Source organism: Streptomyces sp. NBC_01384 (assembly GCF_045040035.1).
Classification (GTDB): domain Bacteria; phylum Actinomycetota; class Actinomycetes; order Streptomycetales; family Streptomycetaceae; genus Streptomyces.
The window spans coordinates 6,364,841-6,383,232 of the sequence record NZ_CP109559.1 but is presented as its reverse complement, the minus strand read 5'-3'; the positions used below and the strand labels follow the sequence as shown (position 1 = coordinate 6,383,232).

The window sequence follows — 18,392 nt, the reverse complement described above, 5'->3', positions numbered from 1 at the left end:
CCCGTTCCCGCACCCTGATGCACACTCACCCGCATGGACATCCGCATCAGACAGGCCCGCCCCCACGAGTACGAACGCATCGGCGAGATCACCGCAGGGGCCTATCTCGGGGACGGCCTGCTCGACTTCGGGGAGAATGACGAGTACCTCGGCGAGTTGCGGGACGTGGCGAAGCGGGCCGCCGCCGCGGAGGTCCTCGTCGCCGTGGAACACGGCAACGTCCTCGGCGCCGTGACCCTCGTACCGCACGGCGGCCCCATGGCCGACATAGCCCAACCCGGCGAAGCCGAGATCCGCATGCTCGCCGTCGCACGTGAGGCCCGCGGCCGCGGCACCGGCGAGGCCCTCGTGCGCGCCTGCGTCGACCGCGCCCGCGCCACCCCCGGCTGCGTACGTGTCGTGCTCTCCACCCAGCGCACCATGCACACCGCCCACCGCATCTACGAACGCCTCGGCTTCACCCGCACCCCCACCCGCGACTGGAACCCGGTTCCCCACCTCGACGACATCACTCTCCTCACCTACGAGTTGACGCTCTGACACCCTCCGAAGCCGACATGACACAACATGTGGGGGTGCCACCGGGGCCCGGCACAAGATGTATGCTCATGCTCGCTGTCGCCGCAGGGGAATCCGGTGCGAATCCGGAACTGTCCCGCAACGGTGTACTTGTGCGTGTTCGCGTACCCGCGTGCCCGCACTCGCGTCAGTCCGAGGACCTGCCGACAGCGCGCCCGGCCGTCCGGCCCGGGTGCATGACGTCCGGGCCTCGCGGAATGGGCCGGTGGACGCGACGCCGCGTGCGCTCGTGAGCTGCCCCGCCCCCGCCAGGCCCCGTGCCGAGCGAGGGAGAGCCCCAAGTGACCATCGCGCCAGCCGACCCGGCTTCAGTTTCCGTGAAGCAGGCCCCGCAGGCCCCGCAGGCCCCGGTGGAGGTGGAGACGGAGGGTCCCGGTACCACGCTGTTGCGTACCCTGACCGATCTCACCGCCGACCTCCCCGACGCCGACCCCGGCCGGGTCGCCGCCGCCGCGCTGCGCGGCCGGTCCACCCACGCGGACGACACGGAGCTGCGCGAGCTGGCCACCGAGGCCGCCGCGGGCCTCATCTCCGAGGATCCCGCGTACTCCCGGCTGGCCGCCAGGCTGCTGATGGTCAGCATCGCGGCGGAGGCCGCCTCACAGGGCGTCAGGACCTTCTCCGAGTCCGTCTCCACCGGCCACCGAGAGGGCCTGATCGCCGACCGCACGGCCGAGTTCGTCCGTCTGCACACGGCCCGTCTGGACGCCCTGATCGATGCCGCCGGCGACGACCGCTTCGGCTACTTCGGCCTGCGCACCCTGCACAGCCGCTACCTGCTCCGGCACCCGATCACCCGCAAGGTCATCGAGACGCCCCAGCACTTCCTGCTCCGGGTGGCGTCGGGCCTCGCCGAGGACGACACGACCCGGGCCCTGGACGAGGTCGCGGCGCTCTACGGGCTCATGAGCCGCCTCGACTACCTCCCCTCCTCCCCCACGCTCTTCAACTCCGGCACCCGGCACCCGCAGATGTCGTCCTGCTACCTCCTCGACTCCCCGCTGGACGAGCTGGACTCCATCTATGACCGCTACCACCAGGTGGCCCGCCTCTCGAAGCACGCGGGCGGCATCGGCCTGTCGTACAGCCGTATCCGCTCCCGCGGCTCCCTCATCCGCGGCACCAACGGACACTCCAACGGCATCGTCCCGTTCCTGAAGACGCTGGACGCCTCGGTCGCCGCCGTGAACCAGGGCGGTCGGCGCAAGGGCGCTGCCGCGGTCTACCTGGAGACCTGGCACTCCGACATCGAGGAGTTCCTGGAGCTGCGCGACAACACCGGCGAGGACGCCCGCCGTACGCACAACCTGAACCTCGCGCACTGGATCCCGGACGAGTTCATGCGCCGGGTGAACGCGGACGCCGAGTGGTCCCTGTTCTCCCCGTCGGACGTGCCCGACCTGGTCGACCTGTGGGGCGAGGAGTTCGACGCCGCGTACCGCGAGGCCGAAGCGGCGGGCCTCGCCAAGAAGACCATCCCGGCCCGCGACCTCTACGGCCGCATGATGCGCACCCTCGCACAGACCGGCAACGGCTGGATGACCTTCAAGGACGCCGCCAACCGCACCGCCAACCAGACCGCGGAGCCGGGCCACACCGTCCACTCCTCGAACCTCTGCACCGAGATCCTGGAGGTCACGGACGACGGCGAGACCGCGGTCTGCAACCTGGGCTCGGTCAACCTGGGCGCGTTCGTCGACCGGGCGGCCGGGGACATCGACTGGGAGCGGCTGGACGAGACGGTCCGCACCGCCGTCACCTTCCTCGACCGCGTCGTCGACATCAACTTCTACCCGACCGAGCAGGCCGGCCGGTCGAACGCGAAGTGGCGGCCCGTCGGCCTCGGCGCGATGGGCCTCCAGGACGTCTTCTTCAAGCTGCGCCTGCCCTTCGACTCGCCCGAGGCCAAGGCCCTCTCCACCCGTATCGCCGAGCGCATCATGCTCGCCGCGTACGAGGCCTCGGCCGACCTCGCGGAGCGCAGCGGCCCGCTCCCGGCCTGGGAGAAGACCCGTACCGCGCGCGGAGTCCTCCACCCCGACCACTACGACGTCGAACCGACCTGGCCGGAGCGCTGGGCGGCCCTGCGGGAACGTATCGCCGCCGTGGGCATGCGCAACTCCCTCCTCCTCGCCATCGCGCCCACCGCCACCATCGCGTCCATCGCGGGTGTGTACGAGTGCATCGAGCCCCAGGTCTCGAACCTGTTCAAGCGCGAGACGCTCTCCGGTGAGTTCCTCCAGGTCAACTCGTACCTGGTGGACGAGCTGAAGAAGCTCGGCGTGTGGGACGCGCAGACCCGGGAGGCACTGCGCGAGTCGGGCGGCTCGGTGCAGGGCTTCACCTGGGTGCCGCAGGACGTCCGCGACCTGTACCGCACCGCGTGGGAGATCCCGCAGCGCGGTCTGATCGACATGGCCGCCGCCCGTACCCCGTTCCTGGACCAGGCCCAGTCCCTGAACCTCTTCCTGGAGACGCCGACCATCGGCAAGCTCTCCTCGATGTACGCGTACGCCTGGAAGCAGGGCCTGAAGACGACGTACTACCTGCGCTCCCGCCCGGCGACCCGTATCGCCCGCGCCGCCGGTTCCTCTTCGGCGGCGGCCGCCCTCATCCCCCAACAGCAAACCACTGACCCGGATGCGGTGGCCTGCTCCCTTGAGAACCCCGAGTCCTGCGAGGCCTGCCAGTAATCATGAGTGACAAGAACCTGCTCGACCCCGGCTTCGAACTCACCCTCCGCCCCATGCGCTACCCGGACTTCTACGAGCGCTACCGGGACGCCATCAAGAACACCTGGACCGTGGAGGAGGTCGACCTCCACTCGGACGTCGCCGACCTCGCGAAGCTCTCACAGGGCGAACAGCACATGATCGGCCGGCTGGTCGCGTTCTTCGCCACGGGGGACTCGATCGTGTCGAACAACCTGGTGCTGACCCTCTACAAGCACATCAACTCACCCGAGGCGCGCCTGTATCTCTCCAGGCAGCTGTTCGAGGAAGCGGTCCACGTCCAGTTCTACCTGACCCTGCTGGACACGTACCTCCCCGACCCGGAGGACCGCGCCGCCGCGTTCTCCGCCGTCGAGAACATCCCCTCGATCCGCGAGAAGGCCGAGTTCTGCTTCAAGTGGATGGACTCGGTGGAGAAGCTGGACCGCCTGGAGACCAAGGCGGACCGCCGCCGCTTCCTCCTCAACCTCATCTGCTTCGCCGCGTGCATCGAGGGCCTGTTCTTCTACGGTGCCTTCGCGTACGTCTACTGGTTCCGCAGCCGGGGTCTGCTGCACGGTCTCGCCACCGGCACCAACTGGGTTTTCAGAGATGAAAGCTGCCACATGGACTTCGCGTTCGCGGTCGTGGACACCGTGCGCAAGGAGGAACCGGACCTCTTCGACGACGAACTCCAGCAGCAGGTCACAGACATGCTCAAGGAGGCTGTTACGGCCGAACTGCAATTCAGCCACGACCTGTGCGGCGACGGCCTGCCCGGCATGAACACCGACTCGATGCGCCAGTACCTGGAGTGCGTCGCCGATCAGCGCCTCCAGCGCCTGGGCTTCGCCCCGGTGTACGGCTCCGAGAACCCCTTCTCCTTCATGGAGCTCCAGGGCGTCCAGGAACTGACCAACTTCTTCGAGCGCCGCCCCTCGGCGTACCAGGTGGCGGTGGAGGGCTCGGTCGGCTTCGACGAGGACTTCTAGTCCTCGAACCGTCCTCGAACAGCCCTCGAGCAGACCTCGAGCAGACCTCGAAGTCACGGCTTCCAGTCCCCGAAGTCGCGGTCTGGCAAGGTCTTCTGACAGTGCGACACCGATGACGCCGGGCCGGCGCGTACGGCCCGGCATCATCGCGTCTCGTCCATGGACGGTCCATGGACCGTCCATGGACCCCCTATGGGGCGGCAAAGTTCTTCGAGCGCGACTATCCGGGCGTCATCGGCCCCGGCTAGGTTCTGGCCGTCCTGGCATGTCATGCACGGCGGCATGAGAGGACGACAGATTGGCATGCCCATGACATCCCTCTCTCACGCTCACGCTACGCGCGTCACGGGCCTGCCACGCAACGCCGAGAACCCCACTCCCGGCTGTGGAGCCGTGCGCGGCCCTACCCCGGCCCGCGCGGCACCGGCCTCAAACCGATGGAGGCAGCACCTCATGCGTGAGACACCCCCCAGCAGGCCCACCCGGCGGCTGCGAAGACTTCTGACCGCCGCCGCGCCCGCCCTCGCCCTCACGGTCGCCGGACTCATGGCGGCCCCGGCCGCGAACGCGCAGCCGGCGCCCGCCACCGCGAAGCCCTCCCGGGTCACCCAGAACGCGAAGGCCCTCACCGCCCCGGCCGCACAGGCCGTGCACTCCACGGGCAAGGCGGGCCAGAAGGTGCCGACCACGCACCTGTGCGGCGCCCCGACGGCCGGTCACGCGGCCTGCTTCGCGCAGCGCCGCACCGACATCAAGCAGAAGCTGGCCGCCGCGATATCCCCGAACGCCGCCGCCGCGGTGTCCGGCCTCAGCCCGGCCAACCTGCACAGCGCCTACAACCTGCCCTCGACCGGCGGCTCCGGCCTGACCGTCGCCGTGGTCGACGCGTTCAACGACCCCAACGCCGAGTCGGACCTCGCGACCTACCGTTCGCAGTTCGGCCTGTCGGCCTGCACCAAGGCCAGCGGCTGCTTCAAGCAGGTCAGCCAGACCGGCTCGACCAGTTCCCTGCCGACCAACGACACCGGCTGGGCGGGGGAGGAAGCGCTCGACATCGACATGGTCAGCGCGGTCTGCCCGAACTGCAACATCGACCTCGTCGAGGCCAGCTCCGCCACCGACTCCGACCTCGGCACCGCCGAGAACGAGGCCGTGACGCTGGGCGCGAAGTTCGTCTCCAACAGCTGGGGCGGCTCCGAGTCCTCCTCGCAGACCAGCGAGGACACCTCGTACTTCAAGCACCCGGGCGTCGCCATCACCGTCTCCTCCGGTGACTCCGCCTACGGCGCCGAGTACCCGGCCACGTCCCAGTACGTGACCGCCGTCGGCGGCACCGCGCTGTCCACCAGCTCCAGCACCCGCGGCTGGACCGAGTCCGTGTGGGAGACCAGCAGCACCGAGGGCACCGGCTCCGGCTGCTCCGCCTACGACACGAAGCCGAGCTGGCAGACCGACACCGGCTGCTCCACGCGCATGGAGGCCGACGTCTCCGCGGTCGCCGACCCCGCCACCGGCGTGGCCGTCTACGACACCTACGGCGGCTCCGGCTGGGCGGTCTACGGCGGTACGAGTGCCTCCTCGCCGATCATCGCGGGTGTGTACGCCCTCGCGGGCACCCCGGGCTCCAGCGACTACCCGGCGAAGTACCCGTACTCCCACACCTCGAACCTGTACGACGTGACCAGCGGCAGCAACGGCTCCTGCTCGACCTCGTACTTCTGCACCGCGGGCACCGGCTACGACGGCCCGACCGGCTGGGGCACCCCCAACGGCACCACCGCCTTCGCCTCCGGCACCAGCACCGGCAACACGGTGACCGTCACCAACCCGGGCAGCCAGTCCACCACCACCGGCGGCTCGGCCAGCCTGCAGATCTCGGCCAGCGACAGCGCGGGCGCGACCCTCACCTACAGCGCGAGCGGGCTGCCGACCGGTCTGTCGATCAGCAGTTCCACCGGTCTGATCTCCGGCACCGCGAGCACGGCGGGCACCTACAGCGTCACCGTCTCCGCCTCCGACAGCACCGGCGCCTCCGGCTCGGCCTCCTTCACCTGGACCGTCAGCAGCTCCGGTGGCGGCGGCACCTGCACCTCGGCACAGCTGCTCGGCAACCCCGGCTTCGAGTCCGGCAACACCACCTGGACCGCCAGCAGCGGCGTCATCACCAACTCCACCAGTGAGGCCGCGCACGCCGGTTCGTACATGGCCTGGATGGACGGCTACGGCTCGACCCACACCGACACGCTCTCCCAGTCGGTGACGATCCCGTCCGGCTGCAAGGCCAGCTTCACCTTCTATCTGCACATCGACACCGCGGAGACCACCACCAGCAGCCAGTACGACAAGCTGACGGTCACCGCCGGATCGACCACCCTGGCGACGTACTCGAACCTCAACGCCGCCTCCGGCTACACCCAGAAGACGTTCGACCTGTCCTCGTTCGCCGGGTCCACCGTCACCCTGAAGTTCAGCGGTGTCGAGGACTCCTCGCTCCAGACCAGCTTCGTCGTCGACGACACCGCCGTCACGACCAGCTGACCATGACCGGCTGACCGGCTGACCGGCTGACCGGCTGGCCGATTGGCCGATTGGCCGATTGGCCGGCTGACCATGACCAGCAGGGCCCTGACCGGCGTCGCGGTCAGGGCCCTGTCTGTGGATCCTGATGCGGGGGTGGTACGTCCAAGCGACAAGGAGGTGCCACCCCATGCACCGTACGACCCACCATCGGATCATCGCCCTCACGGCCCTGACGCTGCTGCTCGCGGGCTGCGGCACACAGGGCGGGGGTGACGCGGGCGGCAGCAAAACCGTTTCGTCGTCCCCCACGACGACCCACCAGGGCTGCGACACGGCTCCGGCGGAGCTCGGAGCCGCCGACACCGGCCACACGTACTGCCTCACGACCGGCGGCGTACTCCGCCTCACCCTGGCCGGCACCGCCGCCCGCCCCTGGACTCCCGTCAAGGTCGGCGGCACCGGCCTAGAGGCCACCAACAGCGGCGTTGTCCTCCAGGCGGGCGACGCGAGCTCCGCCTTCAAGGCGGTCTCGGCCGGAACGGCCCACCTCACCTCGTCCCGCCCCCTCTGCGCGACCGCCCCGGGCAAGGTGTCGTGCAAGGGCATTCAGGAGTGGACGGTCACGGTGCTGGTCACGAAGCCCTAGCTGACGGTCGACACGGCGCTCGTGGGCCAGGCCGATCAGCGCGGGCAGGGCCAGGACCACGAAGATCCCGAGGACGGTGAGGACCGCGACGAGGTTGTCGAACTCGATGGAGTCGGTGAGTGTCTTCATGAACACCACTGTCGTACCGTTCGCTCCTCACCGTCAGTGGCAGGACTGCCGTGCGCCCTCGAATTCCTGCCAGTCGCGAGGCACACTGGACACCATGCTGAAGAACGTGGCCGCAGTGCTGCTCGACGGTGTGCACCCCTTCGAACTCGGCGTCGTCTGCGAGGTGTTCGGCACCGACCGAAGCGACGACGGGCTGCCGGTGTACGACTTCGCGGTCGCCTCCGCCGAAGGACCGACCCTGAGCACCCGCGCGGGGTTCTCGCTGAGCACGGAGCACGGCCTGGAGCGGCTGGAGAGCGCCGACCTCGTCGCCCTCCCGGCCGGGAACTCCTACGTCTCCCGCGCCTATCCGCCCGAGCTGCTCGACGCCCTGCGCCGCGCCGTCGATCGCGGTGCCCGGGTGCTCAGCGTCTGCTCCGGTGTCTTCGTGCTCGGTGCGGCCGGACTCCTCGACGGGCGGCGCTGCGCCGTGCACTGGCACCACGCGGACGAGCTCGCCCGGCAGTACCCGAAGGCGATCGTCGAGCCGGACGTGCTGTACGTGGACGAGGACCCGGTGATCACCTCGGCCGGCACCGCCGCCGGTATCGACGCCTGTCTGCACATCGTCCGCAAGGAGCAGGGCCCCGAGGTCGCCAACGCCATCGCCCGGCGCATGGTGGTGCCCCCGCACCGGGACGGCGGGCAGGCCCAGTACATCGAGCGCCCGCTGCCCCGCTCGACCTGCGACACGGTCGGCGAGGTGCTGGTGTGGATGGAGCAGCACCTCGACGAGGAGGTGACCGTCGAGCAGCTCGCGGCCCGCGCCCACATGTCCCCGCGCACCTTCGCACGCCGCTTCCAGCAGGAGACCGGCACCACGCCGTACCGCTGGATCCTGCGCCAACGGGTGCTGCTGGCACAGGAGTTGCTGGAGGTGACGGACGAGACGATGGACGCGATCGCGGGCCGCACCGGGTTCGGCACCGCGGCCGCGCTGCGCCACCAGTTCATCCGGAGTCTGGGGACGACCCCGCAGGCGTACCGGCGTACGTTCAGGGGCCCTCGGGCTGCCTGAACGTACGCCGGTACGGACACGGTGTCAGCGACGCACGTCAGAGGCGCACATCAGCGGCGCGCACCGGACGCCGCGCGGTCACCGCGGCAGGGCCCGCAGCAGCAGCCGGTACGGCCGCAGCGTGATGCCGACGCGGGTCGCGTCGTTGGACTCGGGTACCTGCTCGAAGCGCCACCGGGACGCCACCGTGGCCGTGATCAGGCTGAGCTGCGCCATCGAGAAGTGATCGCTCGGGCACTTCCGGTTGCCCACACTGAAGGGGCTCATGGCGTGCTTCGGAACGTCCTTGGAGCGTTCCGGAAGCCAGCGGGCGGGGTCGAAATCCAGATGCCCGTCGTACGAGCGCGGATCGCGCTGGATCGCGTAAGGGCTGTAGACGATGTCGGCACCGGCCGGAATCCGATAGCCGCCGAGTTCGGTTTCGGTCACCGCCCGCCGGGTCAGAATCCAGACGGCGGGGCGCAGTCGCATCGACTCGACGACGACATTGTTCGTGTACGACAGCTTCCGGACGTCGTCGAATGCGACGGGTCGGTCCCCCGCGACGGATTTGACCTCCTCGGCCACCCGGACGGCGTGTTCCGGGTGTTCGGTGAGGACTTGCAGGAGCCACATGACCGTGGAGGCGATGGTTTCGCTGCCGGGTGTGAGTATCGCTACGACTTGGTCGTGGACCTCCTGTTCGCCGATCGGCTCGCCGTTCTCGTCCTTCGCTTCGAGCAATGCCGTCAGCAAATCGTCCGGCTTTTGACCGGATGCCCGGCGTTCGGCCACGATCTCGTCGACCAGGAGATGCAAATCGGCCAATGCGCGGTCGAATTTACGGTTGGCCGGAAGCGGCAGCCGATAGAGCGGGCCCGCCGGGATCACCATGCGCCGGTACATGCCGCGGAACACGGTGGTGAGCGCGACGCTCAGACGCTCGGCGCGTTCGTCCATGAACTCACCGCGCAGCAGGCAGCGGGCCGCGATGCGCACGGCGACGCGGAACGACTCCGAGGTGCAGTCGATGGCCTCGCCCGAGCCCATGCGCTCGGCGAACGCCCGCGCCTCCTGCTCCATGATCGGCCCGTACTCGGGGATGATGTCGAGCCGGAACGCGGGCTGGATGGTGCGCCGCTGGCGACGGTGCCGGGGCCCGTTGGCGGTGGCGACCCCCTCCTTGCCGACCAGGCCTTCCAGGGACTCCCAGAGCGGCCCGGCGATCTTGAAGTCGGGGCTCAGCGCCATCGCTCCGGTGAGTGCCGGCGAGGTGAGCGCGTACACCGTCTTGGGACCGAGCTTGAGCCGTACGACATCGCCGTGGTCGCGCAGCCGGGCGAGGAAGCCCAGCGGGTCGCGGACGAGTTTCCAGCCGTGGCCGAGGACGGGTACGCCGCCCCCGGCCAGGGGTGGGATGGGTAGTTCCGGTGCCGCGGGTTGCGCGGACCTCACGGACTCGACGGTCATGACTCACCTGCCGCTTCGTTGGTGACGCACGGGGGTGTGTTGTTGACGTACGGGGGTGTGGAGCGGTCGTCCCAGCTGTCGACGGTGTACCGGCCGGACTCGTGGTGGAACCAGTACACGGAACTGAACCAGTTCCGCATATTGCCGAGGCACGCTTTCACGGCGATGCTCAATTCCTTGCCGTGCACGGTGCCGTCCGCGAGCGTGTCGGCGAACCGGTCGAGTTCGTCTTCCGCGTCGAGGAATTCGATGATGCATTCCTCGACGCGCCGCCGGACTTCTGTGACCGCTTCTTCGAGAGTCAGCCCCTCGTGGTGAATGAGACTGATTCCGAGATTGTGGACCTCATCGCCCGCGATTTCTTTCGGGAGCGAACAGAGGTCGTTGTACCAGGCGGCGAATTCCTGACTCAGCAGCGCCGCCCGCCGATATGCGGAATGGTTCCGCACAGCGGTGGGGAGTTCTCGGCCGGCGCTCGGCTCCAGAAGATCGGTCCAGATCCAGTGCGCGAAGGTGAGCCGCCGCAGTTCGAGATATTCGTCGACCGTGGGAACGGCGCCCGTCGTACGGTTCCGGAATTCCCGGTCGTATGCCTCGATCACCGCGTGGAAGTGCCGGGCGAAGCGCGCGTTCCACTTCTTGCTCAAAAACGCGTACAGCCGCACCATGCTGTCCGCGAACCCCGCGACCAGGGGATCCTGGTGGTGCAGGTGTTCCCGGGGGGAGTCGAGAGCCGCATGGAGCTGGAACCTGAGCCTCCGCCAGGCCGCGGGCCGGCCGTGGATGACATCGCGGTCGTGCCGGTCGTCCCAGACGAAGAACCATGCGCTGTAGTCCGCTATCGCCTGCATGACCTGGTCGGAGGCGCCCATGTAGTAGCCCGCCATCAGATCCGTATAGCAAAGGCCGTCGGCATATTCCTCGACCTTGTCCGCCGACATGAGCTGCTTTTCCCGCAGCCACGAACGTGTGTTCTCCTGGAGCCTCGGCCAATACGGATGCAGTTGACGGGGAAACGCGGACTCGATCACCGGGAGAGAGAGCGCCGGTGGAACCGCGACCACGGTCGGTGTCGATGAAGTGCCGTGTGCGAAAGCATGCACGAACAAACCCCTCTCAGCCGCCAGTTGACGCTACGCCCCTCCCCCCGTGCCGGGCGTGCGCCGTTGCGTATCCCCGCACTTCCCATTCAGCACCACAACTGACCGTTATGGGAACGGATTTGCTCCACTCACTACCCCACAGTGCTGAGAATCCCCCCTTGTGTGACTGATTATGGATCACAGGAAGAGCACAAGGGGGCGAACGTGCGACGCGCATGCGAACGGCGCCTGGTCAGGGGTGTTCCCTGATCAGGCGCCGCTCGGTCGTGCTCGTGAGTGATCGCGAGCCCCAACTGCCCTTTCCGACTCAGTCGTTCGCGACGATCGGGTAGCGGGGCTCGTTCTCGGCCATCTGCCGCAGCGCGTCCTTGCGCTCACGCTTGGAGAGCCGGTCGATGTACAGGTACCCGTACAGGTGGTCGGTCTCGTGCTGCAGGCAGCGCGCGAAGTAACCGGTGCCGCGCACCTTGATCGGGTTGCCCCTCTCGTCCTGCCCGGTGACCTCGGCGTAGTCGGGGCGGGCCAGCGGCGCGTACGCGGTCGGCACCGAGAGGCAGCCCTCGTTGCTGTCGTCCAGGCGGCGCTGATCGGCGGGCAGTTCGACAAGGACGGGGTTGCAGACGACACCGACGTGCCGCTTGCCCTCGTCGTCCTGGCAGTCGTACACGAAGACCTTCAGGTCCACGCCGATCTGGTTGGCGGCCAGGCCCACGCCCTCGGCGGTGCGCTGGCTGGCGAACATGTCCGCGACCAGCTCGTCCAGCTCCGCGCCGAACTCGGTGACGTCCTTGCACTCCTTGTGCAGCACCGGGTTGCCGACGACCGTGATCGGCCGCGAGGTGCCGCGCTCGCGATAGGCCGCCTCGCGCTCCTCGCCGTCCTCGGTGTCGATGACGAAGCCCTCGTCGTCCACGGGGAGCACGCCCGCGTGCTGCTGATCGGTGTCCTGCTGCGCCATGACCGACGTACGCCTTCCTGGAATCCATGTGTGTGGTGCCCATACAGCCTACGGGGCCCGAACGCACCGCTCGGCAGACCTCTCGACAGACCTGTCCGCGGACCTCTGTGCAGACATCTCTGCGGACCTCTGTGCAGACCTCTCCGCGGACCTCTCGGCAGACGTCAGCAGACCTCTTCCAGGTCCCGCCAGTCCCGCGAATCCGGACTGTCCGCGACCCACCCGTCCAGCAACCCCCGCACCAGCCCGGCCGGCGCGGCGATCCCGCATTCGCGCTCGGGCACCCACAGCTGCCCGTCGGTGCGGTGCCCGAGGGGGCCCGGGTGGCCCGGTTCGCTGTGGTCGTGCGGGTCGAGGTGCTCGCCGTCGCCCTCGTCGGACGGCATCCGGGACTCGGAGCACATCCGGCAGAGCAGCCGTACGGAGGACGACCAGTCCTCGGCGGCGAAGCCGGCGTCGGCGGCGAGCCGCTCCAGGGCGTCCCGGTCCTCCTCGGCGGCGGCTTCCAGCAGGACCACCCAGGTGGGAACGGGCGAGGGCGCCCACAGCTCGATCTCGTCGAAGACGGGGTAGGCGTGCCCGGCAGCCGTGGTCCGCTCCCCATGGGGCACTCCGTCGTGCAGCACGACCTCGCCCCAGCGCCGCCCGGAGGACGGCAGCGGAATGGACAGCACCTCGACCCGGGCCGGATCGAGCCTGCGCCCCCATACGACCTCGGCCTCGCCCTCCGGCGACAGCCGTACGGCCGCGCTGCCGAGGTCCATGCCCGCCGGCTCCCCGGAGACGGCGGCCCCGCCGGGCACCCGCAGCCCGTACGCCTGCCAGGCGCGGCGGGCCAGCGGCCAGTCCTGCAGGGCGGTGGCGGCGATGCCGACGTTCCACCAGTCGGGGGCGCCCGCCTCCCGGTCGAGCAGCGCGACGGCGCGCAGCCCGGCGGCCCGGGCCTGCTCCCAGTCGTGCCGGAACTTGTGCAGCAGGGCCAGGTTGAACCAGGACTCGGACAGCCAGGGCTCCAGGTCCGCGGCGCGCGTCAGCAGCGCTCCCGCGTCCTCGTACCGGCCGTCGCCGATCAGCGTGAACGCACGGTCGGTGGCCTGCCGCCATGAGGCGGAGGGCCGGTGTCGTCCCTTGCCGAAGATCCTCACGATTCCCGCCTGCCAGTTCCTTGCGATTCCCGCCTGCCGGTTTCTCGAAGAGTCCCTTGAAGACAGCGCGGCCACGGGCTGGCCCGTGCCCCCGAATACCCTCTTCCTCGCATCCAACCACGGACGGTCGGACGGCCGCTCATTACCCATGGGTTACCCAGCCTGGGGCAGGGTAAGGCTGTCCCGCAACAGGACCCTGGCCAGCGACTCCACGACCTCGGGCTGATAGTCGCGGGCGGTGGCCAGCCGGAGCTTCTCCAGGGCGGTGAGGGGCCCTCCCGGCCCTGCTTCCCGGGCCAGCTCCTCGTATGCGTTCACGGCCCGTACGATCCGCGCCGTGACCGGCTGCTCCCGGTAGGGATCGGCCTGCCGCTCCACGACCACCGCGACCTCCGCGTCCACCCCGGTCTGGCGTACGACGGCCCCGCCGAGCAGGGCGATGCGCCGCTGCTCCTCGGCGGAGAGCACGGAGGTGGCTCCGGCCGGCACGGGGTCGACGAGGCTGAGCTGTCCGATGTCGTGCATGAGCGCCGCATACTCCAGGACGGTCAGATCGGGCTCGGACAGCCCCAGCTCGCGCCCGACGGCCCGGCTGAGCGCGGCCACCCGCCGGGCATGCCCCGCGGGGGTGTACCCGGCGATCTCGGTCGCTCGCGCGAGTGAGGCGATGGTCTGGCGATAGGTGACGCGCACGGCCGCGTACCGGCGGAAGGACAGCTGGGTGAGCAGCAGGGGCAACGAGAACACGGGCAGCGCCCACAGCCCCACGACCGCCACGGCGAGCGACATCACGGCGCCGGTCGCGCAGACCGCGGACCCGATGCCGAGCATGGCCCGCAGCTCGTCCCTCAGCAGCGGTCCGAACGGCCAGCGGGTGCGGGCGTGCGCCATCGCCGCCGCGAGCACGGCGTCGCACAGCGCGGTGAGCACCAGCAGGGCGACCAGCAGCAGGGCGTACGAGGGTCCGCCCCGGCCCATCAACCGTCCCTGGCTGTACAGGGGTTGGAAGCAGACGGCGGCGAAGGCGACGGTGAGGACGCGGCGGGTGAGGTGATCGGCGGTGGGCCCACGGCCGCGTGCCACGTGCGGCACACACCCCAGCAGCGCGGCGGCGCTCACGACGGCTACGACTTGGGGAACGCCATGGTGGGTGGGCCGCCCGGCCTGCTCCGCGAGCAGCGCGTACGACAGCGCGCCCGCGGCCCCGAGAGGAGCGGACTCGCGTTCCTCGGCGCCGCTCCAGCGGGTGAGTTCCCCGACGGCTATGAGGATGCCGAAGGCGAGGGCGGTGCCGCGTTCGTCGAGACCGTGCCAGCAGGTGGCGGCCAGGGAGAGGAACGTGAGGACGAGGGCGGTTGCGTGGACGAGGGTGAGGGTGAGCGGGGCGCGGGGCCGGCTCACGGGGCCGTATCCGGGGACCTCCGTACCGGCGACGCTCACGGCCTCCCCCGCCCGACGCCGTCCGCCGACTGCCCGCCCGAGCCCGCCGCGCCACCGTCCACGCTCGTCGCGCACCCGTCTTCTTCGCTTGCCGGGTGACTTTCCGTCCGACTGGACGCAGGTGATGGGGGTCCCCCCTGTACCGGCGAAGCCGGGAACTTGGGGGAGGGCGGGTGAACACCCGCGGTCACCGCGGGATGCCAGCCATGTCGATCCAACGCCCGCACCAGCGCCGTTACCATCCCGGGATCGAACTGCGCCCCCGCACACCGCTCCAGCTCCTCCACAGCCACCGGCACCGGCCGGGCCCGACGATAGGACCGAGTCGACGTCATCGCGTCGAACGCGTCCGCGACAGCCACCACCCGCGCGAACTCCGGAATCTGCCGACCCACCAGCCCGTACGGATACCCGCTCCCGTCCAGCCGCTCATGGTGGTGCAGGATCGCCGACCGGGCCTCGCCCAGAAAACCGATCCCGCGCACCATCTCGTGCCCGTACTCGGGATGCAGTTCGATGATCCGCCGCTCCTCCGGCGTCAGCGGCCCGTCCTTGCGCAACAGCCGCGTGGGGACCCCCAACTTGCCCACGTCGTGCAGGATTCCGGCGAACCGCAGCGCTTCGACCCGCTCGTCGTCCATGCCCAGCTCGCGCGCGATCATCATGGACGCCTGCCCCACCCGCTCACTGTGCCCGCGCGTGTACCCGTCCTTGATGTCGACGGCCTGCACGAGGGCCCGGATGGTGGCCTGATGGGCGGCCCGCTCGCGGTGGTACTGGGCGAACGCCCAGCAGGAGACGTACATCGGCAGCAGCACGAGCAGCGCGGCGAGGGGACCGTACGGGCTGCGCCACAGCACCGCCATCATCAGCCCGGCGAGCCCGTGCACGGCGACGGAGGCGAGGGAGCGCGAGAAGAGCCCGCGCCAGGCCCCGCGCACCGGCACCCGTTCGGCCAGCGCCAGGATGCCGCCGTCGAGGACGGTCAGTACCAGGCAGAAGGTGAGCACCGCGGCCCCGGCGGGCACGAGGGCGTACGGGAAGTGGGGCGCGACGACCGCGTCCCTGCCGCCCAGCGCCCAGTGCACCCGGGACGCCGCCCAGATCGCGACGGCGAGCTGGGCCGCGCGCCAGACGCGGCGCAGCCGGCGCGGCCGCTGTTCCACGCGTGCGAGCAGCGCCCCCGGCAGCGCGACGAGCGCGGCGGCGGGCGGCGGCAGCAGAAAGGCCCCGGCGAGCAGCACGGGGAGGAAGGTGCCCATGGCCCTGGGGCCCTCACGGCCGTCGCGGGTGTCACGACCGGGCGCGCCCGCGCCCCTCGGCCCGCGCGGGAGGGTGATCCGCTCGCACCCGGCATAGAGCACGGCGAGCAGTGCGACGATCCACCACGGAACGTGGAGGTGCGGCAGGGAAGTCAGACAGGCCAGGGCAGCGAGAACGACACAGGCCACGTACACCCGGGCCCACGCCGGAACCGACCCCATCCTCGTCCCCTCCCCCGAGTCCCGAGTACAGGCTCCGGAGCCTAGGACGGCGGGGTCGATACGGGGACGGGTACGGCCGAATCCGCGGGCTCAGAGCCCGCGGATTAGCACGTTCGGGTGATAACCGGACGATCCATGACCGATCCACGACCGATCCACGACCGGGAGCTCAGGACTCCTGAGGCGTCGCGGTGACGTCGTGGTCGGGCACGGTCTGCCCGGAGCGGACCAGGTCGATACGGCCCATGACCTTGGCGCGCAGGTCGGCCGGCACGTCGTCCGACCCACAGCACCGCTTGACCAGCTTCTTCACGGCCTGCTCGAGCCCGTACTTCTCGAGACACGGAGAGCACTCCTCGAAGTGCACCTCGAACTTGGTGCAGTCCGCGTCCGGCATCTCATGGTCGAGGAACTCGTACAGATGGTCGAGTACCTCACTGCAATCCGTCTCGTGCGGCTCTCCGCAGCTCATGAGCCCGAGCCTTTCGCTTCGTTCGACTCTCCGGCGCCGGCCGGGACCAGCCCGCGGTCACGGGCGTAGTCCTCGAGCATGCCGCGCAGTTGGCGACGGCCCCGGTGCAGCCGGGACATCACCGTACCGATGGGTGTCCCCATGATGTCCGCGATCTCCTTGTACGCAAAGCCTTCTACGTCAGCGAGATACACCGCGATGCGGAATTCCTCGGGGATCGCCTGCAGCGCTGACTTGACGTCCGAGTCGGGCAGGTGGTCGAGCGCCTGCGACTCGGCGGAGCGCAGACCGGTCGACATGTGCGACTCGGCGCGCGCCAGCTGCCAGTCCTCGATCTCCTCGGCCGCACTGCGCTGGGGTTCGCGCTGCTTCTTACGGTACGAGTTGATGAAGGTGTTGGTGAGAATGCGATACAGCCATGCCTTGAGGTTGGTGCCCTCTCGGAACTGGTGGAAGGACGCGTACGCCTTGGCGTACGTCTCCTGCACGAGGTCCTCGGCGTCGGACGGGTTGCGCGTCATGCGCAGCGCGGCCGAGTACATCTGGTCGAGGAATTCGAGCGCGTCCCGCTCGAAGCGCGCGGTGCGCTCGGCGGACGACTCCGTGCCCGTGCCCTGGCCCTCGGGCTGCTCCGCCTGGCCGTGATCGGTCCCTGCGTCGGTCCCAGTGACCGGACCCACCTCCTCCAGCGACTTGGTGGGACCGAAACCGGTCCCACTCGAATCGGAGGATAGACGAACATCCATACCCGCCGCCGCCCGAACGGGGGCGGTCTTCGCCGCGGGCAGCACCGTCCAGTCCAGCTCAGCGCTGCTGCTGCGGCTCGGGCAGATGGTCGAACCCATGCGGCGGACTTCCTCTCGTTCGAACGGATCAGCACGGTTTCCCTGCTGTCTGCTCGGCACAACAGTGGTCCGCCGCCCAACATTCCCGGGCGCCTCCCGAGTGACGCGATCCACTGTCACTCGTGTCACCTATGCCATCTATGCCACCGGTGTCACCAGTGTGACGCGGTCCACTTCACCACGCCATCGGTGATGATCTTCAGGGCCTCGTCCTGGCCGAGCGGCGCACGTTTCGGCACGGCGAAGCCATGATCGCCGTACGGCACCTCGATCAGCTCGTACGAGCCCTTCGGGAACTCCTCCGGCTTGCCGAACGGGTCGTTGCCACCCTGGACGACGAGGGTGGGCGCCCCGGAGCCGAGCAGTTCGTCGGCGCGGGACTTCTCGGGCCTGCCCGGCGGGTGCAGCGGGAAGCCGAGGGCGAGGACGGCGGCGGCACCGAGTTCCGTCGCCGTACGGCAGGCGACGCGGGCTCCGGCGCTGCGGCCGCCCGCGACCACGGGCAGCCCGGCCTCGGCGATCGCGGGCCACAGACCCCGCCATCCGGCGTCCAGCGTCTTCGGCGCGGGCGCCACCTTCTTGCCGGCCACCCTCCAGGGCTGCTCGACGAGTGCGACGCTCACCCCGTGGCGAGGCAGCACCGAGGCCAGCGCCTGAAGATCACGCGCCTCGATTCCGCCACCCGCGCCATGACTGACGGCGAGCACTAGCCGCGCCTTCTTGGCCCGGTGCCAGGTGATGCGGGCGGTACCGGCGTCGGTCTCGACGTTCTCCGTCACACCCGTCTCCGCCACGTCCACCTCCGTCACCTCCGCCACTTCCATCACATCCGTCATATGCGTCACGTCCGTCACATTCATCA

The 18,392-nt window shown here is 69.7% G+C and carries 15 protein-coding genes and 1 riboswitch; of the genes, 6 read left to right on the top strand and 9 right to left on the bottom strand.

Translation table 11 applies throughout. The features are described from left to right. The first annotated feature begins 33 nt into the window (after positions 1 to 33). From OG747_RS29310 to OG747_RS29285, 6 genes are all read left to right on the top strand, one after another. Positions 34 to 540: a GNAT family N-acetyltransferase gene (locus OG747_RS29310; protein ID WP_405882378.1), complete on the top strand. Its 507-nt coding sequence runs from the start codon at positions 34 to 36 to the stop codon at positions 538 to 540. Between the two features lie 87 nt (positions 541 to 627). Continuing rightward, positions 628 to 720, top strand: a riboswitch (cobalamin riboswitch). 140 nt (positions 721 to 860) lie between these two features. Continuing rightward, positions 861 to 3,272, top strand: a complete 2,412-nt coding sequence (locus OG747_RS29305; protein WP_405882377.1) for a ribonucleoside-diphosphate reductase subunit alpha — start codon at positions 861 to 863, stop codon at positions 3,270 to 3,272. A gap of 2 nt (positions 3,273 to 3,274) precedes the next feature. Next, positions 3,275 to 4,282 carry a ribonucleotide-diphosphate reductase subunit beta gene (locus tag OG747_RS29300; protein WP_405882376.1) on the top strand — a complete coding sequence of 336 codons (1,008 nt, stop codon included), beginning with the start codon at positions 3,275 to 3,277 and terminating at the stop codon, positions 4,280 to 4,282. A gap of 453 nt (positions 4,283 to 4,735) precedes the next feature. After that, positions 4,736 to 6,820, top strand: a complete 2,085-nt coding sequence (locus OG747_RS29295; protein ID WP_405882375.1) for a putative Ig domain-containing protein — start codon at positions 4,736 to 4,738, stop codon at positions 6,818 to 6,820. Positions 6,821 to 6,989: 169 nt separating this feature from the next. Next, on the top strand, positions 6,990 to 7,448 hold the full coding sequence (locus OG747_RS29290; protein WP_405882374.1) for a hypothetical protein: 459 nt from the start codon (positions 6,990 to 6,992) through the stop codon (positions 7,446 to 7,448). Between the two features lie 223 nt (positions 7,449 to 7,671). Beyond that, positions 7,672 to 8,634 (top strand): GlxA family transcriptional regulator, encoded by a 963-nt coding sequence (locus OG747_RS29285; protein WP_405882373.1) that lies wholly within the window; start codon positions 7,672 to 7,674, stop codon positions 8,632 to 8,634. Between the two features lie 78 nt (positions 8,635 to 8,712). On the opposite strand, the gene OG747_RS29280 is transcribed toward OG747_RS29285, so the two are convergent. The 9 genes from OG747_RS29280 to OG747_RS29240 all read right to left on the bottom strand — a co-directional run bounded on the left by OG747_RS29280 (position 8,713) and on the right by OG747_RS29240 (position 18,366). Beyond that, positions 8,713 to 10,083 carry a cytochrome P450 gene (locus tag OG747_RS29280; protein WP_405882372.1) on the bottom strand — a complete coding sequence of 457 codons (1,371 nt, stop codon included), beginning with the start codon at positions 10,081 to 10,083 and terminating at the stop codon, positions 8,713 to 8,715. After that, positions 10,080 to 11,186 (bottom strand): epi-isozizaene synthase, encoded by a 1,107-nt coding sequence (cyc1, locus tag OG747_RS29275; RefSeq protein WP_405882371.1) that lies wholly within the window; start codon positions 11,184 to 11,186, stop codon positions 10,080 to 10,082. Before cyc1 ends, OG747_RS29280 begins: the two co-directional genes overlap by 4 nt. Positions 11,187 to 11,493: 307 nt before the next feature. Continuing rightward, a complete protein-coding gene (gene def, locus OG747_RS29270; RefSeq protein ID WP_405882370.1) occupies positions 11,494 to 12,144 on the bottom strand; it encodes a peptide deformylase in 651 nt (216 codons plus the stop codon). Between the two features lie 164 nt (positions 12,145 to 12,308). Then, positions 12,309 to 13,289: a tetratricopeptide repeat protein gene (locus tag OG747_RS29265; protein ID WP_405882369.1), complete on the bottom strand. Its 981-nt coding sequence runs from the start codon at positions 13,287 to 13,289 to the stop codon at positions 12,309 to 12,311. Positions 13,290 to 13,442: 153 nt separating this feature from the next. Beyond that, on the bottom strand, positions 13,443 to 14,729 hold the full coding sequence (locus OG747_RS29260) for an HD-GYP domain-containing protein (RefSeq protein WP_405882368.1): 1,287 nt from the start codon (positions 14,727 to 14,729) through the stop codon (positions 13,443 to 13,445). Then, positions 14,726 to 16,213, bottom strand: coding sequence for an HD-GYP domain-containing protein (locus OG747_RS29255; RefSeq protein ID WP_405882367.1), 1,488 nt, complete (start codon positions 16,211 to 16,213; stop codon positions 14,726 to 14,728). The genes OG747_RS29260 and OG747_RS29255 overlap by 4 nt, the downstream gene beginning before the upstream one ends. Positions 16,214 to 16,382: 169 nt before the next feature. Beyond that, entirely contained in the window at positions 16,383 to 16,685 is a 303-nt protein-coding gene (gene rsrA / locus OG747_RS29250; RefSeq protein ID WP_405882366.1) for a mycothiol system anti-sigma-R factor, read from the bottom strand. After that, a complete protein-coding gene (gene sigR / locus OG747_RS29245) occupies positions 16,682 to 17,365 on the bottom strand; it encodes an RNA polymerase sigma factor SigR (RefSeq protein WP_405885735.1) in 684 nt (227 codons plus the stop codon). The genes rsrA and sigR overlap by 4 nt, the downstream gene beginning before the upstream one ends. Positions 17,366 to 17,682: 317 nt before the next feature. Beyond that, a complete protein-coding gene (locus OG747_RS29240) occupies positions 17,683 to 18,366 on the bottom strand; it encodes an alpha/beta family hydrolase (protein ID WP_405885733.1) in 684 nt (227 codons plus the stop codon). Positions 18,367 to 18,392 lie beyond the last annotated feature (26 nt).

Bases quoted from the DNA above. Each gene is read 5' to 3' on its own strand.
- def (WP_405882370.1), bottom strand. From the start codon at position 12,144: ATGGCGCAGCAGGACACCGATCAGCAGCACGCGGGCGTGCTCCCCGTG.
- OG747_RS29285 (WP_405882373.1), top strand. From the start codon at position 7,672: ATGCTGAAGAACGTGGCCGCAGTGCTGCTCGACGGTGTGCACCCCTTC.
- OG747_RS29300 (WP_405882376.1), top strand. From the start codon at position 3,275: ATGAGTGACAAGAACCTGCTCGACCCCGGCTTCGAACTCACCCTCCGC.
- OG747_RS29255 (WP_405882367.1), bottom strand. From the start codon at position 16,213: ATGGGGTCGGTTCCGGCGTGGGCCCGGGTGTACGTGGCCTGTGTCGTT.
- OG747_RS29280 (WP_405882372.1), bottom strand. From the start codon at position 10,083: ATGACCGTCGAGTCCGTGAGGTCCGCGCAACCCGCGGCACCGGAACTA.
- OG747_RS29310 (WP_405882378.1), top strand. From the start codon at position 34: ATGGACATCCGCATCAGACAGGCCCGCCCCCACGAGTACGAACGCATC.
- rsrA (WP_405882366.1), bottom strand. From the start codon at position 16,685: ATGAGCTGCGGAGAGCCGCACGAGACGGATTGCAGTGAGGTACTCGAC.
- OG747_RS29240 (WP_405885733.1), bottom strand. From the start codon at position 18,366: ATGACGGATGTGATGGAAGTGGCGGAGGTGACGGAGGTGGACGTGGCG.
- OG747_RS29290 (WP_405882374.1), top strand. From the start codon at position 6,990: ATGCACCGTACGACCCACCATCGGATCATCGCCCTCACGGCCCTGACG.
- OG747_RS29295 (WP_405882375.1), top strand. From the start codon at position 4,736: ATGCGTGAGACACCCCCCAGCAGGCCCACCCGGCGGCTGCGAAGACTT.